Origin of the sequence: Lachnoanaerobaculum gingivalis (genome assembly GCF_003862475.1) — a bacterium.
GTDB classification, from domain to species: domain Bacteria; phylum Bacillota; class Clostridia; order Lachnospirales; family Lachnospiraceae; genus Lachnoanaerobaculum; species Lachnoanaerobaculum gingivalis.
In genome coordinates this window covers 1-18,468 of sequence record NZ_RRCO01000003.1, presented here as the reverse complement: position 1 = coordinate 18,468, position 18,468 = coordinate 1, and the positions used below count along the sequence as shown (strand labels likewise).

The window sequence follows — 18,468 nt, the reverse complement described above, 5'->3', positions numbered from 1 at the left end:
AATGAGCAAAGAAACTACATCAAAAAGGAAAACAAAGAGAAGAGTTGCTTCTTTTTTCGGAAGATTAATCATGTATATTATGATACTGGGATTGATAGCGGGCATACCATTTGCCTATAATTTCGGACATAGTGTATTTTATGCTTCAAGTGTGGATTCACCACCGGGCAACAATGTTCAGGTGAATATAACGGAAGGTATGAATTTTGATGAACTTGCCGATATACTGTATGACAAGGGAGTCATAGAAAATAAGTTTTCCTTTAAGATACAGGCAAAGTTTTTTGAAATCAGAATGCATGCAGGGGATTATACATTTAACACATCACAGACAACAAGACAGATGCTTGAGATGATTGACGACGGAGTTTTGGAGAATAATGTAAATGATAACAAATCTTAAGGTTTTGGAATATTTGGATATTATTTCTCCCGTCAATTCACAGACTGTAGAGGAAATAAGGTCTGTTGCAAAGGAAAACTATATTCCGATAATAAAAAGAGATACTGAAAATCTTTTGAAATTTGTTTTGAAGATGCAAAATCCCAAGTCGATTTTGGAGATAGGTTGTGCTGTCGGGTATTCCGCTATAGTTATGCTGGAAAACTCCGGTGCGGATATAGTAACTGTTGAAAAAATGCCTGAGAGAGTGGAAGAAGCTAAAAAAAATATTAAGTATGCGAATCTGGAAGACAGGGCGAAAATCATTGAGGGCGATGCCGGAGAAATACTGGAAAGGCTTGTAAATGAAAATAAAAAATTTGATTTTATTTTCATGGATGCGGCCAAAGCACAGTATATTACCTGGTTGCCGACGGTGAAAGCTCTTTTGAAGGATAAGGGAATAATTTTTTCGGATAATTGTTTGCAGGAGGGAGACTTGTTAGAGTCTTCCTTTGCAATAAGAAAAAGAGATAAGACCATACATAAGAGAATGAGAGATTATATTTATCTTCTTTTACATGATGAAGATTTGGAGTCATGGATATTTTCAATAGGAGATGGAGTTTTACTTAGCAGAAGTAGGAGGTAAATTGAGAGATTTAGAACTTTTAATACCGGCAGGTAATCTTGAAAACCTTAAGGTTGCAATAGATTACGGTGCCGATGCGGTATATATAGGCGGTGAGTTTTTCAGCCTGAGAGCAAAGGCAAAGAATTTTACAAAAGAGGATATGAAGGCCGGAATAGAATATGCACATGAAAGAGGCAAAAAGGTCTATGTGACGGCCAATATTCTTGGACATAATGATGATTTGGATGCGGCAAGAGGTTATTTTGAGGAATTAAAAGAAATAGGACCTGACGCTCTTATAATATCGGACCCGGGAATATTTACAGTGGCAAAGGAAGTCTGGCCTGAGGTGGAAATACATATATCAACACAGGCAAATAATACAAACTATGCCACCTACCTTTTTTGGTGGAAGCTTGGAGCCACAAGAGTTGTTACGGCCAGAGAGCTTTCACTTGAGGAGATAAAAAAGATCAGAGACAATATACCTGAGGAGATGGAGATAGAGACATTTGTACATGGAGCTATGTGTATGTCATATTCCGGCAGATGCTTACTCAGCAATTTCTTTACAGGTAAAGATGCAAACCGTGGAGAATGTACTCATTCCTGCAGATGGAAATATTCCGTAGTGGAGGAAAAAAGACCGGGAGAGTATATGCCGGTTTATGAAAACGAGAGAGGAACATATATCTTCAATTCAAAAGATCTCTGTATGATTGAATATATTCCGGAACTTATAGAGGCCGGTATAGACAGCTTTAAGATAGAGGGCAGAATGAAGACCGCACTCTATGTTGCAACTGTGGCAAGAACATACAGAAAGGCTATAGACGATTATTTAAAATCGCCTGAGACCTTTAAAGAAAACCTTGAATGGTATAAATCAGAGATAGGAAAATGTACTTACAGAGAGTTTACCACCGGATTTTTCTTCGGAAAGCCGGACAGTGACACACAGATTTACGACAGCAATACCTATGTAAAAAATTATATTTATATAGGAACCGTAAATGAGGTGGATGAAAAGGGTAGAGCGGTATTTAACCAGAAAAACAGATTCTTTGTGGGAGACAACATGGAGATTATGAAAAAGAACGGTGAAAATATATCTTTATGTGTTGAGTCCATTGAAGATGAGAAGGATGAGAAGATGGAGAGTGCTCCACACCCTATGCAACTTTTGAAAGTGACATTTGATAAACAGGTAGCTGAAGAAGGAGATATATTACGAATTTATAATCCCGAAAGATAAGTAGTGGAGGTATAATGCTTTTATTTATACTTGGAATATTATGCGGGATATACGGGACTGTAGTTATTTTTATGGCAGGCTTTTTGGAATTGCAAAATTACATATGGTATGTATTTGCATTTGTATTTTTTGCCCTGGGTAAACTTATCAAACTTTATCTAAATAAGAGAATTCCATTGTGGTCTGTGGTATCTGTCTGTACTTTGGCGACTCTTGGAATTCTTATTTTTGTTATAACGGTAGTTGTAATAAGACTTTCGGTGCCCAAAGATGATAAAAAATCATTGGATTTTTTAGTCATACTTGGTGCCAAGACAGATTTTGATAAGAAAGAAAGTGACTGCATATACAGACTTGAAAAAGCTATAGATTATATAAATGAAAATCCCGATACAATTATTGTTATAAGCGGCGGAATGCAAAAAAACGGAAAAATTGAATCACTTGAAATGGCGGATTATCTTATAGAAAGAGGCATTGACAGAGATAATATTCTTGTAGAAGTTGAGTCACATAATACAAGAGAAAATCTTATATATTCAAAAGCCCTCATGGATAAGTACAATGAAGAGATGAAGATAAATACGGATTTTATAATCAGAAACGATATCGGTCCGGTGGAAGTTGTGGAAGCAAGACCGGAGACCATAGGTATTTTGACAAATGATTTTCATATATTCAGAGCTATGCAGGTGGCCAAAAAGCTTGGATATACACAAGTTTCGCCTATAAGTGCAAAGTCCGGTAATATTCTTTATTTACATATGTTGGTGAGAGAGACATTTGCAATTTTGAAATACAAGTTTTTAGGATACATTTAAATTTTACTAAGGAGGCAGATATTGAAAAATTATAATATTGATGAAGAGTTAAAACATATAAAAGAATTGTCGGCATATGAGATCAAAGATATATCGGATATCGAAGAAATCAGTGCAAAAGCGGTTGTTCTTGAACATAAAAAGACAAAGGCAAGAGTATTTACCTTACTTTCAGATGATGACAATAAGGTGTTTACCATAGGATTCAGAACACCTTCAAAAGATTCTACAGGAGTTGCACATATTTTGGAGCATTCCGTACTTTGCGGTTCTAAAAAGTTCCCAGCAAAGGATCCCTTTGTAGAACTTGTAAAGGGTTCATTGAACACATTTTTAAATGCAATTACATATCCTGATAAGACGGTTTATCCGGTTGCATCCTGCAATGATAAGGACTTTGACAATCTTATGGAAGTTTATCTGGATGCGGTATTTTATCCTAATGTATACAATGAGGAGAAGATATTTAAGCAGGAAGGTTGGCATTATGAAGTAGTGGATGAGAAGGGTAATCCTGATGAAAACGGAGAAATTATTTTAAACGGCGTAGTATACAATGAGATGAAGGGTGCTTTTTCATCTGCCGACAGTGTACTGGAAAGGTCAATAACAAAGGTGTTGTTTGAAGGACATTCTTACGGTGAGGAATCCGGTGGTGATCCCGACTTTATTCCTACACTGACATATGAGAATTTCCTTGACATGCATTCAAAGTATTACCATCCGTCAAATTCATACATTTATCTCTACGGGGATATGGATATGGCAAAAAAGCTTGAGTGGATAGACAGAGAATACCTTGATAAATTTGAATACAGAGAGGTGGATTCTAAGATAGAGGAAGTAAAGGAGTTTGAAAGTGTAAAGGAAGCAAACTTTGAATATCCTATTACAGAGGCTCAGGGTGAGGAAAATGCCACATATCTTTCATGGAATACATTGGTGGGAGGAGAACTTGATCCGGTCGTTTCTATGGGATTTCATATACTTGAGTATGTACTTATAGATGCACCGGGGGCATATCTTACCGACGCACTTATTGATGCGGGCATAGGAGAGGATGTATTCGGCGGATATGCAAACGGAATCTCTATGCCATATTTCACCGTAACTTCAAAGAATACAAATATTGACAGAAAGCCTGAGTTTTTGGCTGTTATAGAGGGTACTTTAAGAAAGCTTGCAGATGAAGGAATTGATAAAGAGACCATAAAGGCCGCTATAAATGTATTTGAATTTAAGGCAAGAGAGGCCGACTACGGTTCATATCCTAAGGGGCTTATGTACGGACTTTCAAGCTTTGATTCATGGCTTTACGATGCGGACCCTACAATACATTTAAGATTTGAAAATATTTTCAAAACTCTCAGAGAAGAGATAGATAATAATTATTTTGAAAATCTTATACGGAATTATCTTCTTGATAACAAGAATACGGCTATAGTCACCATGACACCTAAAAAAGGTCTTACATCAAAGAAGGATGCGAACCTTAAGGCAAAGCTTAAAGCATTCAAAGATACATTGTCAAAAGAAGAGATAAAGAAGATATATGATGATACTTTGGCACTTAAGAAGTATCAGTCTGAGCTTTCAAGTGAAGAGGACCTTTTAAAGATTCCTTTACTTAGCAGAGATGATATAAGCAGAGAAGTGAAGATGCCTGAGTATGAAGAAAAGAGTATAAAGGCTTCGGGAAAAGATATACCTGTAATTCACTCAAATGTATTTACTGCAGGAATCAATTATATGAAGTTTATCTTCAATATTGACTTTGCAAATGAAGAAGAACTTAAGTATCTGGCACTTTTAAAGGAAATATTGGGCTATATAGATACAAAGAAGCAAAGCTATGCGGCACTTTCAACAAATGTAAATTTAAATTCAGGTGGAGTCGGATATGTTATTGAGGCATTTGCAACCGATGCAAACCCTATAGATTTTACCTTTGCATTCAGTGTAAATGCAAAAATATTGTATGGCAAAGAATCCTGGCTCTATTCCAATGTGGCCGAAGTACTCACAATGTCAAAGCTTGAGGATAAGAAGAGAGTTAAGGATATAATTGCAGAGGTAAAGGCAGGTAAGGACAGATTGGTATCATCCGGTCATATGACTGCGCTTACCAGAGCAGGCTCTTATATATCAAAGGAACTTCTGTTTAACGATTTGACAAAAGGTATTGCTTATCTTAACTTCCTTGAAAATATAGATATAGAAAAAGACTTTGACAGAGTTTATGAAAACCTCTCAAGACTTTTGAAGATTACTTTCAGTGCTGATAATATTTTGATACATACCATATGTGATGAAAAGGGATATAAGAATGCATTTAACGGAATAGAAAGTCTTACAGACAGTCTTTTCAAAGAAGGCACAAAGCCACAAAAGGCCGTATTAAAAACAGAAATCAAAAATGAGGGATTTGTAACACCTTCAATGGTAAACTATGTTGCAAGATTCGGAAATTTTGTAAATCACGGATTTAAATATACAGGAGTTTTAAGAGTACTGAAGGTACTTTTAAGTTATGACTATCTGTGGAACAATATCAGAGTAAAGGGCGGCGCATACGGATGTAGCGCAATCTTTGGAAGAAGCGGAAACTCAGGTTTTGTTTCATACAGAGATCCTAATGTATCAAATACAAGTAAGGTATATGAGGGAATAGTGGACTATGTGAAAAACTTTACGGCAAATGACAGAGAGATGACCAAGTCTGTAATAGGTGCAATCAGTGAACTTGATACACCTTTGACACCTTCAAGAGAAGGATTAAAGGGGCTCAGTGCATATTACTCAAAAGTAAGACATGAGGATCTGGTAAAGGAAAGAGAAGAAGTTCTAAATACAAGTGAGGAAGATATCAGAGCTTTGGTGCCGCTTATAGAGGCAGTACTTTCAGATAAACTTATTTGTGCTATTGGAAATGAGGACTTGATAGAAAAGGATAAGGAGCTCTTTAAAGAGGTAAAGCATCTTTATAAGGATTGATAGGAGAATATATGAAATCAGGATTTGTTGCCCTTATAGGGAGACCGAATGTAGGAAAATCAACATTGATGAATACGCTGATAGGACAAAAGATAGCTATAACATCAAATAAGCCGCAGACTACAAGAAACAGAATACAGACAGTATTTACAGATGAAAGAGGACAGATAGTATTCCTTGACACTCCGGGTATACATAAAGCTAAAAATAAGCTTGGAGAATATATGGTAAAGGTATCTACAAGAACTTTAAGAGATGTGGATATGGTGCTTTGGCTTGTAGAACCGAGTACATTTATAGGTGAGGGTGATGAGCATATCTTTGAGATTTTATCAAGTGTAAATATACCTGTAATACTTGCTATCAATAAGATGGATTCTCTGAAGCAAAAGGAAGACATGCTTGAGGTAATTGCCAAGTACTCATCAAGAATGAAGTTTGCCGAAGTGGTGCCGGTATCAGCACTTAAGGGAACAAATACGGATAAGCTTCTTGATATTATATTTAAATATCTTTCAGAAGGTCCTATGTATTATGACGAGGATACGGTCACAGACCAGCCTATAAAGCAAATAGCGGCAGAGCTTATAAGAGAAAAGGCACTTAGATTCTTGCAGGAGGAGATACCTCACGGTATAGCTGTGGAGATAGATACCTTTAACTACAGAGACTCTGGAGATATGGTGGATATTGAGGCCGCTATAGTATGTGAAAAAGACTCACATAAGGGAATTATCATAGGAAAGGGCGGCAGTATGTTAAAGAGAATCGGTACTGCAGCCAGAAAAGATATAGAAGGTCTCCTTGAGAGCAGAGTGAATCTGAAGCTTTGGGTAAAGGTCAGACCTAAGTGGAGAGATTCCGATGTGCAAATGAAGAATTTCGGTTACAATCCAAAGGATTTATAATGTGAGAGATTTTGTGGAATTGACGGGCATTGTAATCAAATCAATGCCAATCGGTGATTTTGACAGGCGTGTGACTATCTTTACAAAAGAAAGAGGCAAAATATATGCTTTTGCAAAAGGTGCAAGGCGTATCAACAATCAGATGATGGGCTTTGCAAGAATATTTGCATATGGAAAGTTTAAGCTGTATGAGGGCAGAGATTCCTATAATATAGTAAATGCGGATATTGCAAACTATTTTGAAGAGGTAAGTGCGGATATTGAGAGTACCTGCTACGGCACGTATTTTCTTGAAATGCTTGATTATTACACAAAGGAAGCTTTGGTGGATATAGAGAGCTTAAAGCTTATATATTATACATTGCTGGCTTTAACCAAAAAATCTATACCCAACAGACTTGTAAGAAGAATTTTCGAGCTTAAGCTTATGACAATAAACGGCGAGTATGATTTGACTCCGGGACTTAAGGATAAAACCGCCTTATATACTTGGGAGTATATAATATATTCAAAGCCTGAGAAACTTTTCACCTTTGTAATCACAGAGGAGGCACTTACAGAGATAGAAAAATATATGGATATCATGATAAGAAAATATATAGACAGACATTTTCATTCTCTTGATATTCTGGAAGATATTTTATAATTTTTCTGTCAAGCATAAATGATTATGTCCCAAAAAAATTAATTTATAAGCCCCATAAAAGGGGCTTTTATCATGCACTTTTTATGTCTTCTTCAATTCTGTGTGGCTGTGAGTGTACGAATTTATAAAAGGCACCTAATCTCCAAGGATGGTTCATTGGTGGAATATAAGGTTTTCTAGGCTCGGGTTGTTTGTAATCAGAATCCAAGTCCTTAGATTTATGCTCATGGGGCGGTATTTCTTCCAGAGCGTAAATATCTTTGTCATTTACGCACGCAAACAGAGACCTATCAAATGCTTTGATAAGCATAACCTTGGTACCTTTTCGGTAATGGGTCTGCATTCCTTTATTATCTACCATCTTATAAAATTTCTTCTCGAATTGAATCGCATGTCCGGCATCAACAGTTCTCTCGGTTAAAACCGCCAAAGTAAGATTTATTTTTTCTTTAGACGGTTGCTTTTCAAAGACAGATTTGATACCATTACATGGAAGTGAGAACTTCTCATTGAATTCTTTTATGTAGTGGTAAAGGAATTCATTGGCATTATTGATGTCGGTTACGCCTGCGAGTCTAAACTCAATAGGCAGGCGTGACTGTAAGGTTTGATTCAATCGTTCTATGCGTCCTTTAGCCTGTGGTACGCTGCTTGATTCAAGTTGTATACCAAGTTGCTTGCAGGCGTAAGCGAACTGTGTATAGGTGTCTTTGTCGTCAGATAAGGCACCTTTTTTCTTGTATGTAAATACAGTTCGTTTATCAGTAAGAAACTTATAGGGAATACCATAATCAGTAAGAATCTGTTCAAACACATGGTAGTAGCCGTTAAGAGTCTCTTGAGTATCAAACCATGCACCCGTAACAACACCTGAGGCATCATCAATGGCCAAATGTAGATGCCATATCTGTCCGGGCACCCATTCATAAGGGGTAGCATCCATTTGAAGCAATTCACCGAAATAAGCACATCTTGGACGACGACTGTGAGCATCTTCAACTGCTACTAAGTTAGCTTGTATCTGTGATAATTCTTTTTTTGATGTTGCAGCTTGCTTCTTGGCTCTGAGAGCCTGCTTAATGCGTCTACGTTTAGCTTTTGTAGCCTTTGGAGATAGAATGTACTCTGACTCCAAAATACTCATTACAGAGGAAGAAGAGATGCTTATACCCTCATGCTTTTTAAGAAGCTCCGTATAGTGTTCAAAGTTAGCCTCGTAGTATTTAGTTCTGTATAGATCAATAACCTGACTTCTGACATCAGGACGTATAGTGGTGGCAGGCTTCTTACCTCTGTTACCATGGATAAAGAATGCCTTACCATCTTTAATATAACCTTGTATCATACGGTTTATATGCCTCTTGGTGCATCCTAGGATAAGAGCAGCTCTATCCTTATTAGCTGTATCCGAGTGATCTACCAGCCCTTTAATAACCTCATATTTTCTTTGTTCATTCATTGATAAAATAACCTTTCTGATAAGTCAGTCCCTCCTAGTGTTAGAATATACAAAATACTATTCTACCATAAGTGGGACATTTTTATTTGTGGTATACCAGGACTTTATCATTTATGGCTTATATATCTGGAAGATATTTTATAATTTTTCTTGACATTTGAAGAAATTCTGCTAAAATGACTTGTGTTCGGCAAAGACGCCTATATAGGGAGTCTTTGCCTTTTTATATATTTATGATTCAACCGTTTATTTAAGAGTTGAACGTCAAGAGTATTTTGAGTATTCAAAGTACCGACAAAGCCTAGGAGGTAAGAATTATGTCATATGTAGAAGAGATTTTAGAGAAGGTTGTAGCTGCAAACCCGAATGAGCCGGAGTTCCATCAGGCTGTTAAGGAAGTTTTGGAGTCATTAAAGCTTGTTGTTGATGCAAATGAGGAGCTTTACAGAAAGAACGGCATCTTAGAGAGACTTGTAGAGCCTGAGAGAATTATTTCATTCAGAGTTCCATGGGTGGATGACAAAGGAAATGTACAGGTAAACAAGGGATATCGTGTACAGTTCAACAATGCAATAGGTGCTTACAAGGGAGGACTTCGTTTCCATCCTACAGTAAACCAGTCAATACTTAAATTCCTCGGATTTGAGCAGGTACTTAAAAACTCACTTACAGGTCTTCCTATGGGTGGAGGAAAAGGCGGTTCAAACTTTGATCCTAAGGGAAAATCAGACAGAGAAGTAATGGCATTCTGCCAAAGCTTTATGAACGAGCTTTATAAGCATATCGGAAAAGACACAGATGTACCGGCAGGTGATATCGGTGTAGGCGGTAGAGAGATCGGTTACCTTTTCGGTCAGTACAAGAGACTTACAACATTGTTTGAAGGTGTTCTTACAGGAAAGGGAATTCCTTTCGGAGGTTCTTTAGCACGAACAGAGGCTACAGGCTACGGTCTTGTATACATTCTTGATGAGATGCTTAAGGCAAACAACAAGGAACTTAAGGGAAAGACAGTTGTAGTTACAGGTTCAGGAAATGTTGCAATCTATGCAATACAAAAGGCACAGCAGCTTGGAGCAAAGGTTGTTGCACTCTGTGATTCAAACGGTTATGTATATGATGAGAACGGTATACAGGTAGATATTGTCAAGGATATCAAGGAAGTTAAGAGACAGAGAATATCAGAGTATGCAAACAGAGTATCTTCTGCCAAGTATACAGAAGGTAAGGGGATTTGGAATATCAAATGTGATATTTATCTTCCATGTGCTACTCAAAACGAGCTTGATCTTGACGGAGCGAAGGCACTTGTAGCTAATGGTTGCTTTGCAGTGGCAGAGGGTGCAAACATGCCTACAACTCTTGAGGCAACAAAGTATCTTCAGGACAATGGAGTACTCTTTATGCCTGGTAAGGCTTCAAATGCAGGAGGTGTATCTGTTTCAGGTCTTGAGCAGAGTCAGAACGCTATGAGACTTTCATGGACATTTGAGGAAGTTGATGAGAAGCTTAAAGGTATCATGAAGGATATCTTTACAAAGGTTGACGATGCGGCTAAGAGATACGGTCAGGAAGGCAACTATGTAGCAGGTGCCAATATTGCCGGATTCGAGAAGGTTGCAAACGCAATGATTTCACAGGGAATTGTATAAAAATATTGTACAAAATTAAATACATAAGCATTTAAAAGCCCTTTTTTAAGGGCTTTTTTTTAATTCCTATTGACTTACTGGGAATTAAGCTTTAAAATTCCAATATATTAATAGAATACTGGTTTTCTATTATAGATTACCCCTAAGCTCAAGGGAGAGGTGAAAGGAAAAATCAATGTCATTATTAAATGTAAATAATTTAACAGTTTCCATAGAAGATGATGAGAATTTAAAGGAAATTCTTCATGGAGTAAATATAGAAATTAAAAAAGGCGAAACACATGTACTTATGGGACCGAACGGAGCAGGTAAGTCTACTTTAGGCTACGCTCTTATGGGAAATCCGAGATATGTTGCAAACAGCGGTGAAATTATATTTGACGGTAAGAATATAATTGATGAGTCGGCAGACAAGCGTGCAAAGGCGGGAATGTTCTTATCATTCCAGAACCCTCTTGAGGTACCGGGACTTCCACTCAGCAGCTTTATCAGAAATGCTGTGGAGTCTGTAAGCGGCAAGAGAGTAAAGATGATGCAGTTTAAAAAAGACCTTGCAAAGAATATGGAAGTCTTAAATATGGACAGTGAGTATGCCAACAGAGCTTTGAATGTAGGCTTTTCAGGCGGTGAGAAGAAAAAGGCTGAGATTTTACAGCTTCTTATGCTTTCACCGAAACTTGCAATACTTGATGAGACAGATTCAGGACTTGATGTAGATGCTGTAAGAACAGTTTCAGCCGGTATCAAAGAATATCAGAAGAAAAAAGACGGTGCTCTTCTTATAATTACTCACAGTACAAGAATACTTGAGTCATTAAAGGTTGACTATACACATATTATGGTAGACGGAAAAATCATAAAGACAGGAGATGCTTCTTTGGTTGATGAAATCAATGAGCATGGATTTGAAAAGTATATTCAGGAGAGCAAATAATGAAGGAAAAGACATATGTAGAAGACATTAACAGAAGTATGTATGACTTCAGAAATGAAGATAAGGACAACTTCAAGATAGCTGCAGGTCTTACACCTGAGTTAGTGTCTCAGATTTCAAAAGAGAAGAACGATCCTGCATGGATGCAAAATTTCAGATTGCAGGCATTACAAATATATAATCAGATGGAAGTTCCGCCATGGGGTCCGTCTATAGACGGTCTTGATATCGACAATATTGTTACTTATGTAAGACCTAATACACATATGAAGACAAAGTGGTCAGAGGTTCCTGAGGATATCAAAGATACCTTTGAAAAACTCGGTATACCACAGGCTGAAAGAAAATCTTTGGCAGGTGTAGGTGCACAGTATGACTCGGAACTTGTATACCACAATGTAAGAGATGAAGTTTCACAGATGGGTGTTGTATATACAGATCTTGAGAGTGCAATGCATGGTGAGTATGCCGAGATGATTCAAAAGCATTTCATGAAGCTTGTAAAGCCAAATGACCACAAGTTTGCGGCGCTTCATGGTGCGGTATGGTCAGGCGGTTCATTTGTATATGTACCGAAGGGTGTTCATCTTGATATTCCATTGCAGTCATATTTCAGACTTAATGCAAAGGGTGCAGGACAGTTTGAGCATACACTTATTATAGTAGATGAGGGTGCGGATCTTCACTTTATCGAAGGATGTTCAGCACCAAAATATAATGTGGCAAACCTTCACGCAGGATGTGTGGAGCTTTATGTAGGAAAGAATGCAAGACTCAGATATTCAACTATAGAGAACTGGTCAAAGAATATGTACAATCTCAACACAAAGAGAGCTGTTGTGGAAGAGGGTGGAAGAATTGAATGGGTTTCAGGTTCATTCGGTTCACATGTATCATATCTTTATCCTATGAGTATTTTAAAGGGTAGAGGTGCAAGAATGGAGTTCACAGGAATTACATTCGCAGGTGCAGGACAAAATCTTGATACAGGTTCAAAGGTAGTACATGCGGCACCTGATACATCTTCATTTATAAATACAAAGTCGATTTCAAAGGGTGGCGGTATATCTACATTCAGAAATGCTGTGGTAGTATCTGAAAAAGCAAAGAATGCAAAGGCTGCAGTATCCTGTGAGTCTTTGATGCTTGATGATATATCACGCTCGGATACAGTCCCTGCTATGGATATCAGATGTGCGGATGCCGATGTAGGACATGAGGCAAGAATTGGAAGAATCAGTGATGATGCCGTATTCTATCTTATGAACAGAGGTATCAGCGAAGAGGATGCAAAGGCAATGATCGTAAGCGGTTTTGCCGACAATGTATCAAAAGAATTGCCGCTTGAGTATGCGGTAGAGATGAACAATCTCATTCAATTAGAAATGAAAGGAAGTATTGGTTAATGAGAGATATTACTTTAAACAGAATACCGGTTCTTACCTGGAGATGGCTAAAGATGAATGAGACTGCTATTTCTATACCAAGTGAAACAGGCAGTGCAAATATAAAAGTTTTAAATGAGAATGCAAATAATGAACTTTCAAAAGAGACTATTGAAGCTATGAAGGCTCTTCCTACAGGAATGGGAGCAAATATGACAGAGCTTTGTGACTCTGAAAGTGAAGATATTATTATAAATACTCTTGCAGGTGTAAAGTCAAACAGTCATATAAATATATGCAGAGATAAGGAAAGCCTTGCAAAGGTAAGAGTTTATATCTATGCGGCTGAAGGCAGTGAAGTCAATGTATGGATGGATTACTCTTCAAATGAGGAAAATAGCGGTGCTTTGGCGGTACAGACATTTGTTTTTGCAGAGAAAGATGCAAAGGTAAAGTTGTATCAGGTAGGACTTCAGTCAGACAGAGATATTTCACTCAATGATATTGGTGCAAATGTTGAAAAAGATGCTTCATTTGAGCTTGTACAGCTCTTACTTGGCGGAGAGAAGATATTTGCAGGTGCAAGGGCAAGCCTTGTAGGTAAAAGGAGTGAATTTATATCAGACCTTGGCTACTATGGAAAGGCCGAGGAGCAGATAGATCTTAACTATGTGGCAGATCATATAGGAAAGTCAAGTAATTGCAAGATGATAGCCTCAGGAGTACTTAATGACAATTCAAAGAAGCTTCTAAGAGGTACTATTGACTTTAAGAGAGGTGCGAAAGACGCTACAGGAGAAGAGAGTGAGGATGTACTTCTCTTAGGTCAGAATATCCACAATCAGAGTATACCTGTAATACTCTGTGCCGAGGAAGATGTAGTGGGAACACATGGCGCTTCCATAGGAAACCTTGATGAGGAAATGCTTTTCTATCTCACTTCAAGAGGTATGGACAAGGAAAGTGTTACAAAGATGGTGGCTAGAGCAAGAATAGATGCTATCAGCAAGAAGCTGGAGAATGAGGCACTTGAAGAGAAAGTAAATCTTTATCTTGGAGGCAGTGAAGATGAGTAAGAGTATATACAGAAATGATTTTCCGCTTTTAGCATCCGATGATGTAATATATATGGACAATGCGGCTACATCACAAAGACCACAGGCGGTACTGGATGCGATGAATGATTTTTATAAGCATCACAATGCAAATCCTTTAAGAGGAGTGTATAAACTCAGTGTGGAAGCTACCGAGGACTATGAGAATGCCAGAAGCAAAGTGGCGAAGTTTATAGGTGCAGCAGGAAGTGAAGAGATAATTTTTACCAGAAATGCATCAGAGAGCTTAAATCTTGTGGCATACAGCTACGGATTAAACAATATAAAGGCCGGTGATGAGATAGTTGTAAGTATACTTGAGCATCATTCAAATATGCTTCCATGGCAGATGGTGGCAAGAGCTACAGGAGCTAAACTTGTATTCCTTGATTGTGAAGAAGACGGTGAGATTACTAAGGCTGAGATAGATTCTAAAATAAATGAAAATACAAAGTTGGTGGCTTGTACACAGATATCAAATGTACTTGGAATACCTACACCTATAGAGTATATCATTGAAAAAGCTCATAGTGTGGGAGCTGTAGTAGTGGTTGACGGTGCACAGAGTATACCTCATAAGAAAATAGATGTAAGAGAACTGGATGCGGACTTCTTTGCATTCTCAGGCCATAAGCTTTGCGGACCAATGGGTATCGGTGTGCTCTATGGTAAGAAGGCATTACTTGATGCCATGCCTCCATTCCTCAGCGGTGGAGAAATGATAGAGTATGTTACCAGAGAAAAAGCCACATTTGCCCCATTGCCACATAAGTTTGAGGCAGGTACTGTAAATGCGGAAGGTGCGGTAGGACTTGCGGCAGCTATCGACTATATCGAGAGCATAGGCTATGAGAAGATAGAGAGTATCGAGAGAGAACTTAGCGAATATGCTATGGAAGTTCTTTCAAAGAACAAGTATGTCAGAATACTTGGTTCAAAAGATCCTGCTAAGCACAGCGGTATAATTAACTTTATACTGGAGGGAGTGCATCCGCATGATGTATCGACAATACTTGATTCAAAAGGTATTGCGGTAAGAGCAGGACATCACTGTGCACAGCCGCTGTTGCAGCATCTTAAGATAAATTCAACCACAAGAGCAAGCCTTTCTTTCTATAATACAAAGGAAGAGATAGATGCACTGGCAGCCGCTCTTTTAGATATAAGAAAGGAGATGGGATACGATGAGTGATAACAGAGCCTTTTATAATGAAATTCTGACAGAGCATAATTTAAGACCGTATCATAAACATGATCTTACAGATGCCAATCTTATACTGGACGGTGTCAATCCAAGCTGTGGCGATCATATCACTTTAAAACTTAAAGTAAATGATGAAGGCATCATAGAAGACGGTGCTTTCGTAGGAGACGGATGTGCCATATCACAGGCTTCAGCAGATATAATGCTTGATATGGTAATAGGTCTTGAAAAGGATGAAGCTATCAGACTTTCAGATATGTTCTTCCGTATGATAAAGGGAGAGGCAACTGAAGAAGAGATAGAGGAACTTGATGAGGCCGGAGCCCTCAGAGATATTTCACATATGCCCGCAAGAGTAAAATGTGCAGTACTTGGCTGGCATACAATGGAAGAGTTGTTGAAATAATAAATATACAAAAAGGGGCTGTCGGGAAATGGCAGTCATAAAATAGGGAGGAGTAACTCAAAATGAGTCACTCCTCCCTAAGTTTTACATAAAAAAAGATGGCTAACGACAACCATCTTTCTCCGTTACATGTTATAATGTAACTATGCTCACAGTTAATTATTATAACGACTTTTTTGAAATAGGTCAACAGAAAATCAACTTTAGCTTATATGAATTGAGTTTGCCCAATGACGATCCAGTCTATACCCTAAAAAAAGTTATGGAGGATTTAGATTTTTCCGGACTGTTAGCCAATTGTTCGGACAAGGGAAGAACAGGGTACAACCCGATCATGATGTATGCAGTTATTACTTATGCAAATATGCGAGGAATACGCTCTATTAATCGTATTGTGGATTTATGTGAAAGAGATATTGCTTTTATCTGGCTTACTCGGGTCTTTGACAGTTTGTTTACCTAAATAGGCATAAAAAAAGTCCTGTAACCCGCATATAGCCTACACTTCTCGCTTGAAATTTTTGTCAAAATGTTCGTTTTAATATATAGTATTTTCTAGTATTTTATGCTATAATAAGGTGTGGAGGTTATCTATGAAAGTTACTACATCAAAATCAAAAAATGCAGAGTCCTTCTATATTTCCAAAAGCTTTATAAATGACAAAGGGGTTAGCACCTCTGTAAATGTACGCAAACTTGGTACTCTCGCTGATTTATTAAAAGAGCATGGACCCACTAGAGATGACGTCATGAAATGGGCTCGTGCCGAGGCAAAACTTGAAACACAGAAGTACAAAGAAGATAAAATAGTAAATTTTTCTTTTAACTCAAGCAAACGACTACAGCCACAGCAACAAGTCTTCTATCGTGGAGGTTACCTGTTTTTGCAGTACTTTTATTATAAACTTGGCTTACATAAAGTTTGTAGAAAGATAAGGGATAAGTATAACTTCAAGTTTGATATCAACTCGATATTATCCGATTTGATTTACTCCAGAATACTCGAACCTTCCAGTAAACGCTCAAGTTACTCTTGTTCTATGGATTTTTTAGAGCCACCATCTTACCAATTACATGATGTATATCGCTCTTTAAATGTACTCGGTAAAGAATGTGACCTTATACAATCTGAAACTTATAGAAATAGTCATTTAGTCGGAAAACGCAATGATAAGCTTCTTTTTTATGATTGTACTAACTATTATTTTGAGATTGAGGATGAAGATGGCATTAAGAGATATGGCAAAAGCAAGGAACACAGACCAAACCCTATAATACAAATGGGTATGTTTATGGATGGTGACGGCATTCCACTTGCTTTTTCTCTATTTCCGGGAAATGCAAATGAACAAACCTCTATTAAACCACTTGAAGAAAAAATTTTAAAAGAGTTTGATTGTCAAAAGTTTATTTACTGTAGTGATGCCGGACTTGGTTCGGAAAAAATAAGAAAGTACAATCATATGGGTGAAAGAGCTTTTGTAGTTACTCAATCAATAAAAAAGCTTAATGCACAGGATAGGGAATGGGCTTTAGATACTAAAGGATTTAAACGTTTATCTGATGATAAAGTGGTAGATCTGGCTGAAATCTCAAAGGATGATGAGACTATATATTACAAAGATGCTCCCTATACACCGAAAGATTTATCTCAAAGACTTATAATCACATACTCACCAAAATATGCCAAATACCAAAAAGCTATTAGAGAGAAACAAGTTGAAAGAGCTAAGTTAATGCTTGAAAAAGGCAGTATCAAAAAAGAAAGAAGAAATCCTAATGATCCAGCCAGATTTCTTGGTAGTATTTCGGTAACTGATGATGGTGAAAAAGCAAATGTACATAACTTTCTTAATACAGAAAAAATAGATGAGGAGGCAAAGTATGATGGTATGTATGCCATCTCAACAGACCTACTTGACGATAATGTAAGTGAAATACTAAGTATAAGTGAAAAGCGTTGGCAAATAGAAGAATGCTTTAGAATTATGAAAACTGAGTTTGAAGCACGGCCGATATTTTTACAAAGAACTGATAGAATTACTTCTCACTTCTTAACCTGCTTTTTAGCCTTGATTATTTACAGATATCTTGAAAAATTTTTAGAACACAAGTATACATGCGAAGAGATTCTAAAGACCTTAAAAGATTTTAATTTTGCATATATAAAAGAGCAAGGTTTCATACCTCTATATAAACGAACAGAGCTCACAGATAAACTACATGAGATTTGTCATTTTAATACAGATTTTGAATTTATAACAAAAAGTCAAATGAGGACAATACAAAAACAAAGTAAAGGAAAATAAAATACTATTTTTTCAGTTTCAAAACGAAATAAAAATACCCTGAAAGCCGGTAAAACACTGGGTTTCAAGGGCACTTTAACTTTTAAAACTGTCAAAGACAGGATTATAACGACTTTTTTGAAATAGGTCAACAGAAAATCAACTTTAGCTTATATGAATTGAGTTTGCCCAATGACGATCCAGTCTATACCCTAAAAAAAGTTATGGAGGATTTAGATTTTTCCGGACTGTTAGCCAATTGTTCGGACAAGGGAAGAACAGGGTACAACCCGATCATGATGTATGCAGTTATTACTTATGCAAATATGCGAGGAATACGCTCTATTAATCGTATTGTGGATTTATGTGAAAGAGATATTGCTTTTATCTGGCTTACTCGGGTCTT

Annotated in this window: 16 protein-coding genes and 1 pseudogene; 16 read left to right on the top strand and 1 reads right to left on the bottom strand. The window is 37.3% G+C overall.

All coding sequences use genetic code 11. From position 1 onward, the window contains the following. Position 1: 1 nt before the first annotated feature. The 7 genes from EHV10_RS06980 to recO are packed head-to-tail and all read left to right on the top strand — an operon-like array spanning position 2 to position 7,640. On the top strand, positions 2 to 403 hold the full coding sequence (locus EHV10_RS06980; RefSeq protein WP_009662996.1) for an endolytic transglycosylase MltG: 402 nt from the start codon (positions 2 to 4) through the stop codon (positions 401 to 403). Next, positions 387 to 1,034: an O-methyltransferase gene (locus EHV10_RS06975; RefSeq protein WP_128674025.1), complete on the top strand. Its 648-nt coding sequence runs from the start codon at positions 387 to 389 to the stop codon at positions 1,032 to 1,034. Before EHV10_RS06980 ends, EHV10_RS06975 begins: the two co-directional genes overlap by 17 nt. Before the next feature lies 1 nt (position 1,035). Continuing rightward, positions 1,036 to 2,271 carry a peptidase U32 family protein gene (locus tag EHV10_RS06970; protein WP_128674024.1) on the top strand — a complete coding sequence of 412 codons (1,236 nt, stop codon included), beginning with the start codon at positions 1,036 to 1,038 and terminating at the stop codon, positions 2,269 to 2,271. 14 nt (positions 2,272 to 2,285) lie between these two features. Further along, a complete protein-coding gene (locus EHV10_RS06965) occupies positions 2,286 to 3,092 on the top strand; it encodes a YdcF family protein (protein ID WP_128674023.1) in 807 nt (268 codons plus the stop codon). Between the two features lie 21 nt (positions 3,093 to 3,113). Then, the gene (locus tag EHV10_RS06960) at positions 3,114 to 6,086 is read left to right on the top strand and encodes an insulinase family protein (protein ID WP_128674022.1); all 2,973 of its coding nucleotides are present in this window, start codon (positions 3,114 to 3,116) and stop codon (positions 6,084 to 6,086) included. Positions 6,087 to 6,097: 11 nt separating this feature from the next. After that, positions 6,098 to 6,994 (top strand): GTPase Era, encoded by an 897-nt coding sequence (era, locus tag EHV10_RS06955; RefSeq protein ID WP_128674021.1) that lies wholly within the window; start codon positions 6,098 to 6,100, stop codon positions 6,992 to 6,994. A gap of 1 nt (position 6,995) precedes the next feature. Then, positions 6,996 to 7,640, top strand: coding sequence for a DNA repair protein RecO (gene recO, locus EHV10_RS06950; RefSeq protein WP_007593684.1), 645 nt, complete (start codon positions 6,996 to 6,998; stop codon positions 7,638 to 7,640). 70 nt (positions 7,641 to 7,710) lie between these two features. Here the strand turns inward: recO and EHV10_RS06945 are convergent, their stop codons facing one another. Next, positions 7,711 to 9,099, bottom strand: a complete 1,389-nt coding sequence (locus EHV10_RS06945) for an ISNCY family transposase (protein ID WP_128673369.1) — start codon at positions 9,097 to 9,099, stop codon at positions 7,711 to 7,713. Positions 9,100 to 9,416: 317 nt separating this feature from the next. On the opposite strand from EHV10_RS06945, the gene gdhA reads away from it, so the two are divergent. From gdhA to EHV10_RS06900, 9 genes and pseudogenes are all read left to right on the top strand, one after another. Next, the gene (gene gdhA / locus EHV10_RS06940; RefSeq protein WP_007593683.1) at positions 9,417 to 10,751 is read left to right on the top strand and encodes an NADP-specific glutamate dehydrogenase; all 1,335 of its coding nucleotides are present in this window, start codon (positions 9,417 to 9,419) and stop codon (positions 10,749 to 10,751) included. A 175-nt stretch (positions 10,752 to 10,926) separates the two neighbouring features. Continuing rightward, positions 10,927 to 11,685, top strand: coding sequence for a Fe-S cluster assembly ATPase SufC (gene sufC, locus EHV10_RS06935; RefSeq protein ID WP_007593681.1), 759 nt, complete (start codon positions 10,927 to 10,929; stop codon positions 11,683 to 11,685). Further along, the gene (sufB, locus tag EHV10_RS06930) at positions 11,685 to 13,091 is read left to right on the top strand and encodes a Fe-S cluster assembly protein SufB (RefSeq protein WP_128674020.1); all 1,407 of its coding nucleotides are present in this window, start codon (positions 11,685 to 11,687) and stop codon (positions 13,089 to 13,091) included. Before sufC ends, sufB begins: the two co-directional genes overlap by 1 nt. Then, positions 13,091 to 14,146 carry a SufB/SufD family protein gene (locus tag EHV10_RS06925; protein WP_128674019.1) on the top strand — a complete coding sequence of 352 codons (1,056 nt, stop codon included), beginning with the start codon at positions 13,091 to 13,093 and terminating at the stop codon, positions 14,144 to 14,146. The genes sufB and EHV10_RS06925 overlap by 1 nt, the downstream gene beginning before the upstream one ends. Beyond that, entirely contained in the window at positions 14,139 to 15,356 is a 1,218-nt protein-coding gene (locus tag EHV10_RS06920) for an aminotransferase class V-fold PLP-dependent enzyme (protein ID WP_128674018.1), read from the top strand. Before EHV10_RS06925 ends, EHV10_RS06920 begins: the two co-directional genes overlap by 8 nt. Continuing rightward, positions 15,349 to 15,774, top strand: coding sequence for a Fe-S cluster assembly sulfur transfer protein SufU (sufU, locus tag EHV10_RS06915; RefSeq protein WP_128674017.1), 426 nt, complete (start codon positions 15,349 to 15,351; stop codon positions 15,772 to 15,774). The genes EHV10_RS06920 and sufU overlap by 8 nt, the downstream gene beginning before the upstream one ends. A gap of 145 nt (positions 15,775 to 15,919) precedes the next feature. Further along, positions 15,920 to 16,213: pseudogene (locus EHV10_RS15610) on the top strand (transposase); the annotation flags it as partial. Between the two features lie 154 nt (positions 16,214 to 16,367). Next, on the top strand, positions 16,368 to 18,083 hold the full coding sequence (locus EHV10_RS06905; protein WP_128673293.1) for an IS1634 family transposase: 1,716 nt from the start codon (positions 16,368 to 16,370) through the stop codon (positions 18,081 to 18,083). Positions 18,084 to 18,205: 122 nt separating this feature from the next. Beyond that, positions 18,206 to 18,468, top strand: a 263-nt coding sequence (locus EHV10_RS06900; protein ID WP_148092614.1) for a transposase, incomplete at its 3' end; no start/stop codon positions are given.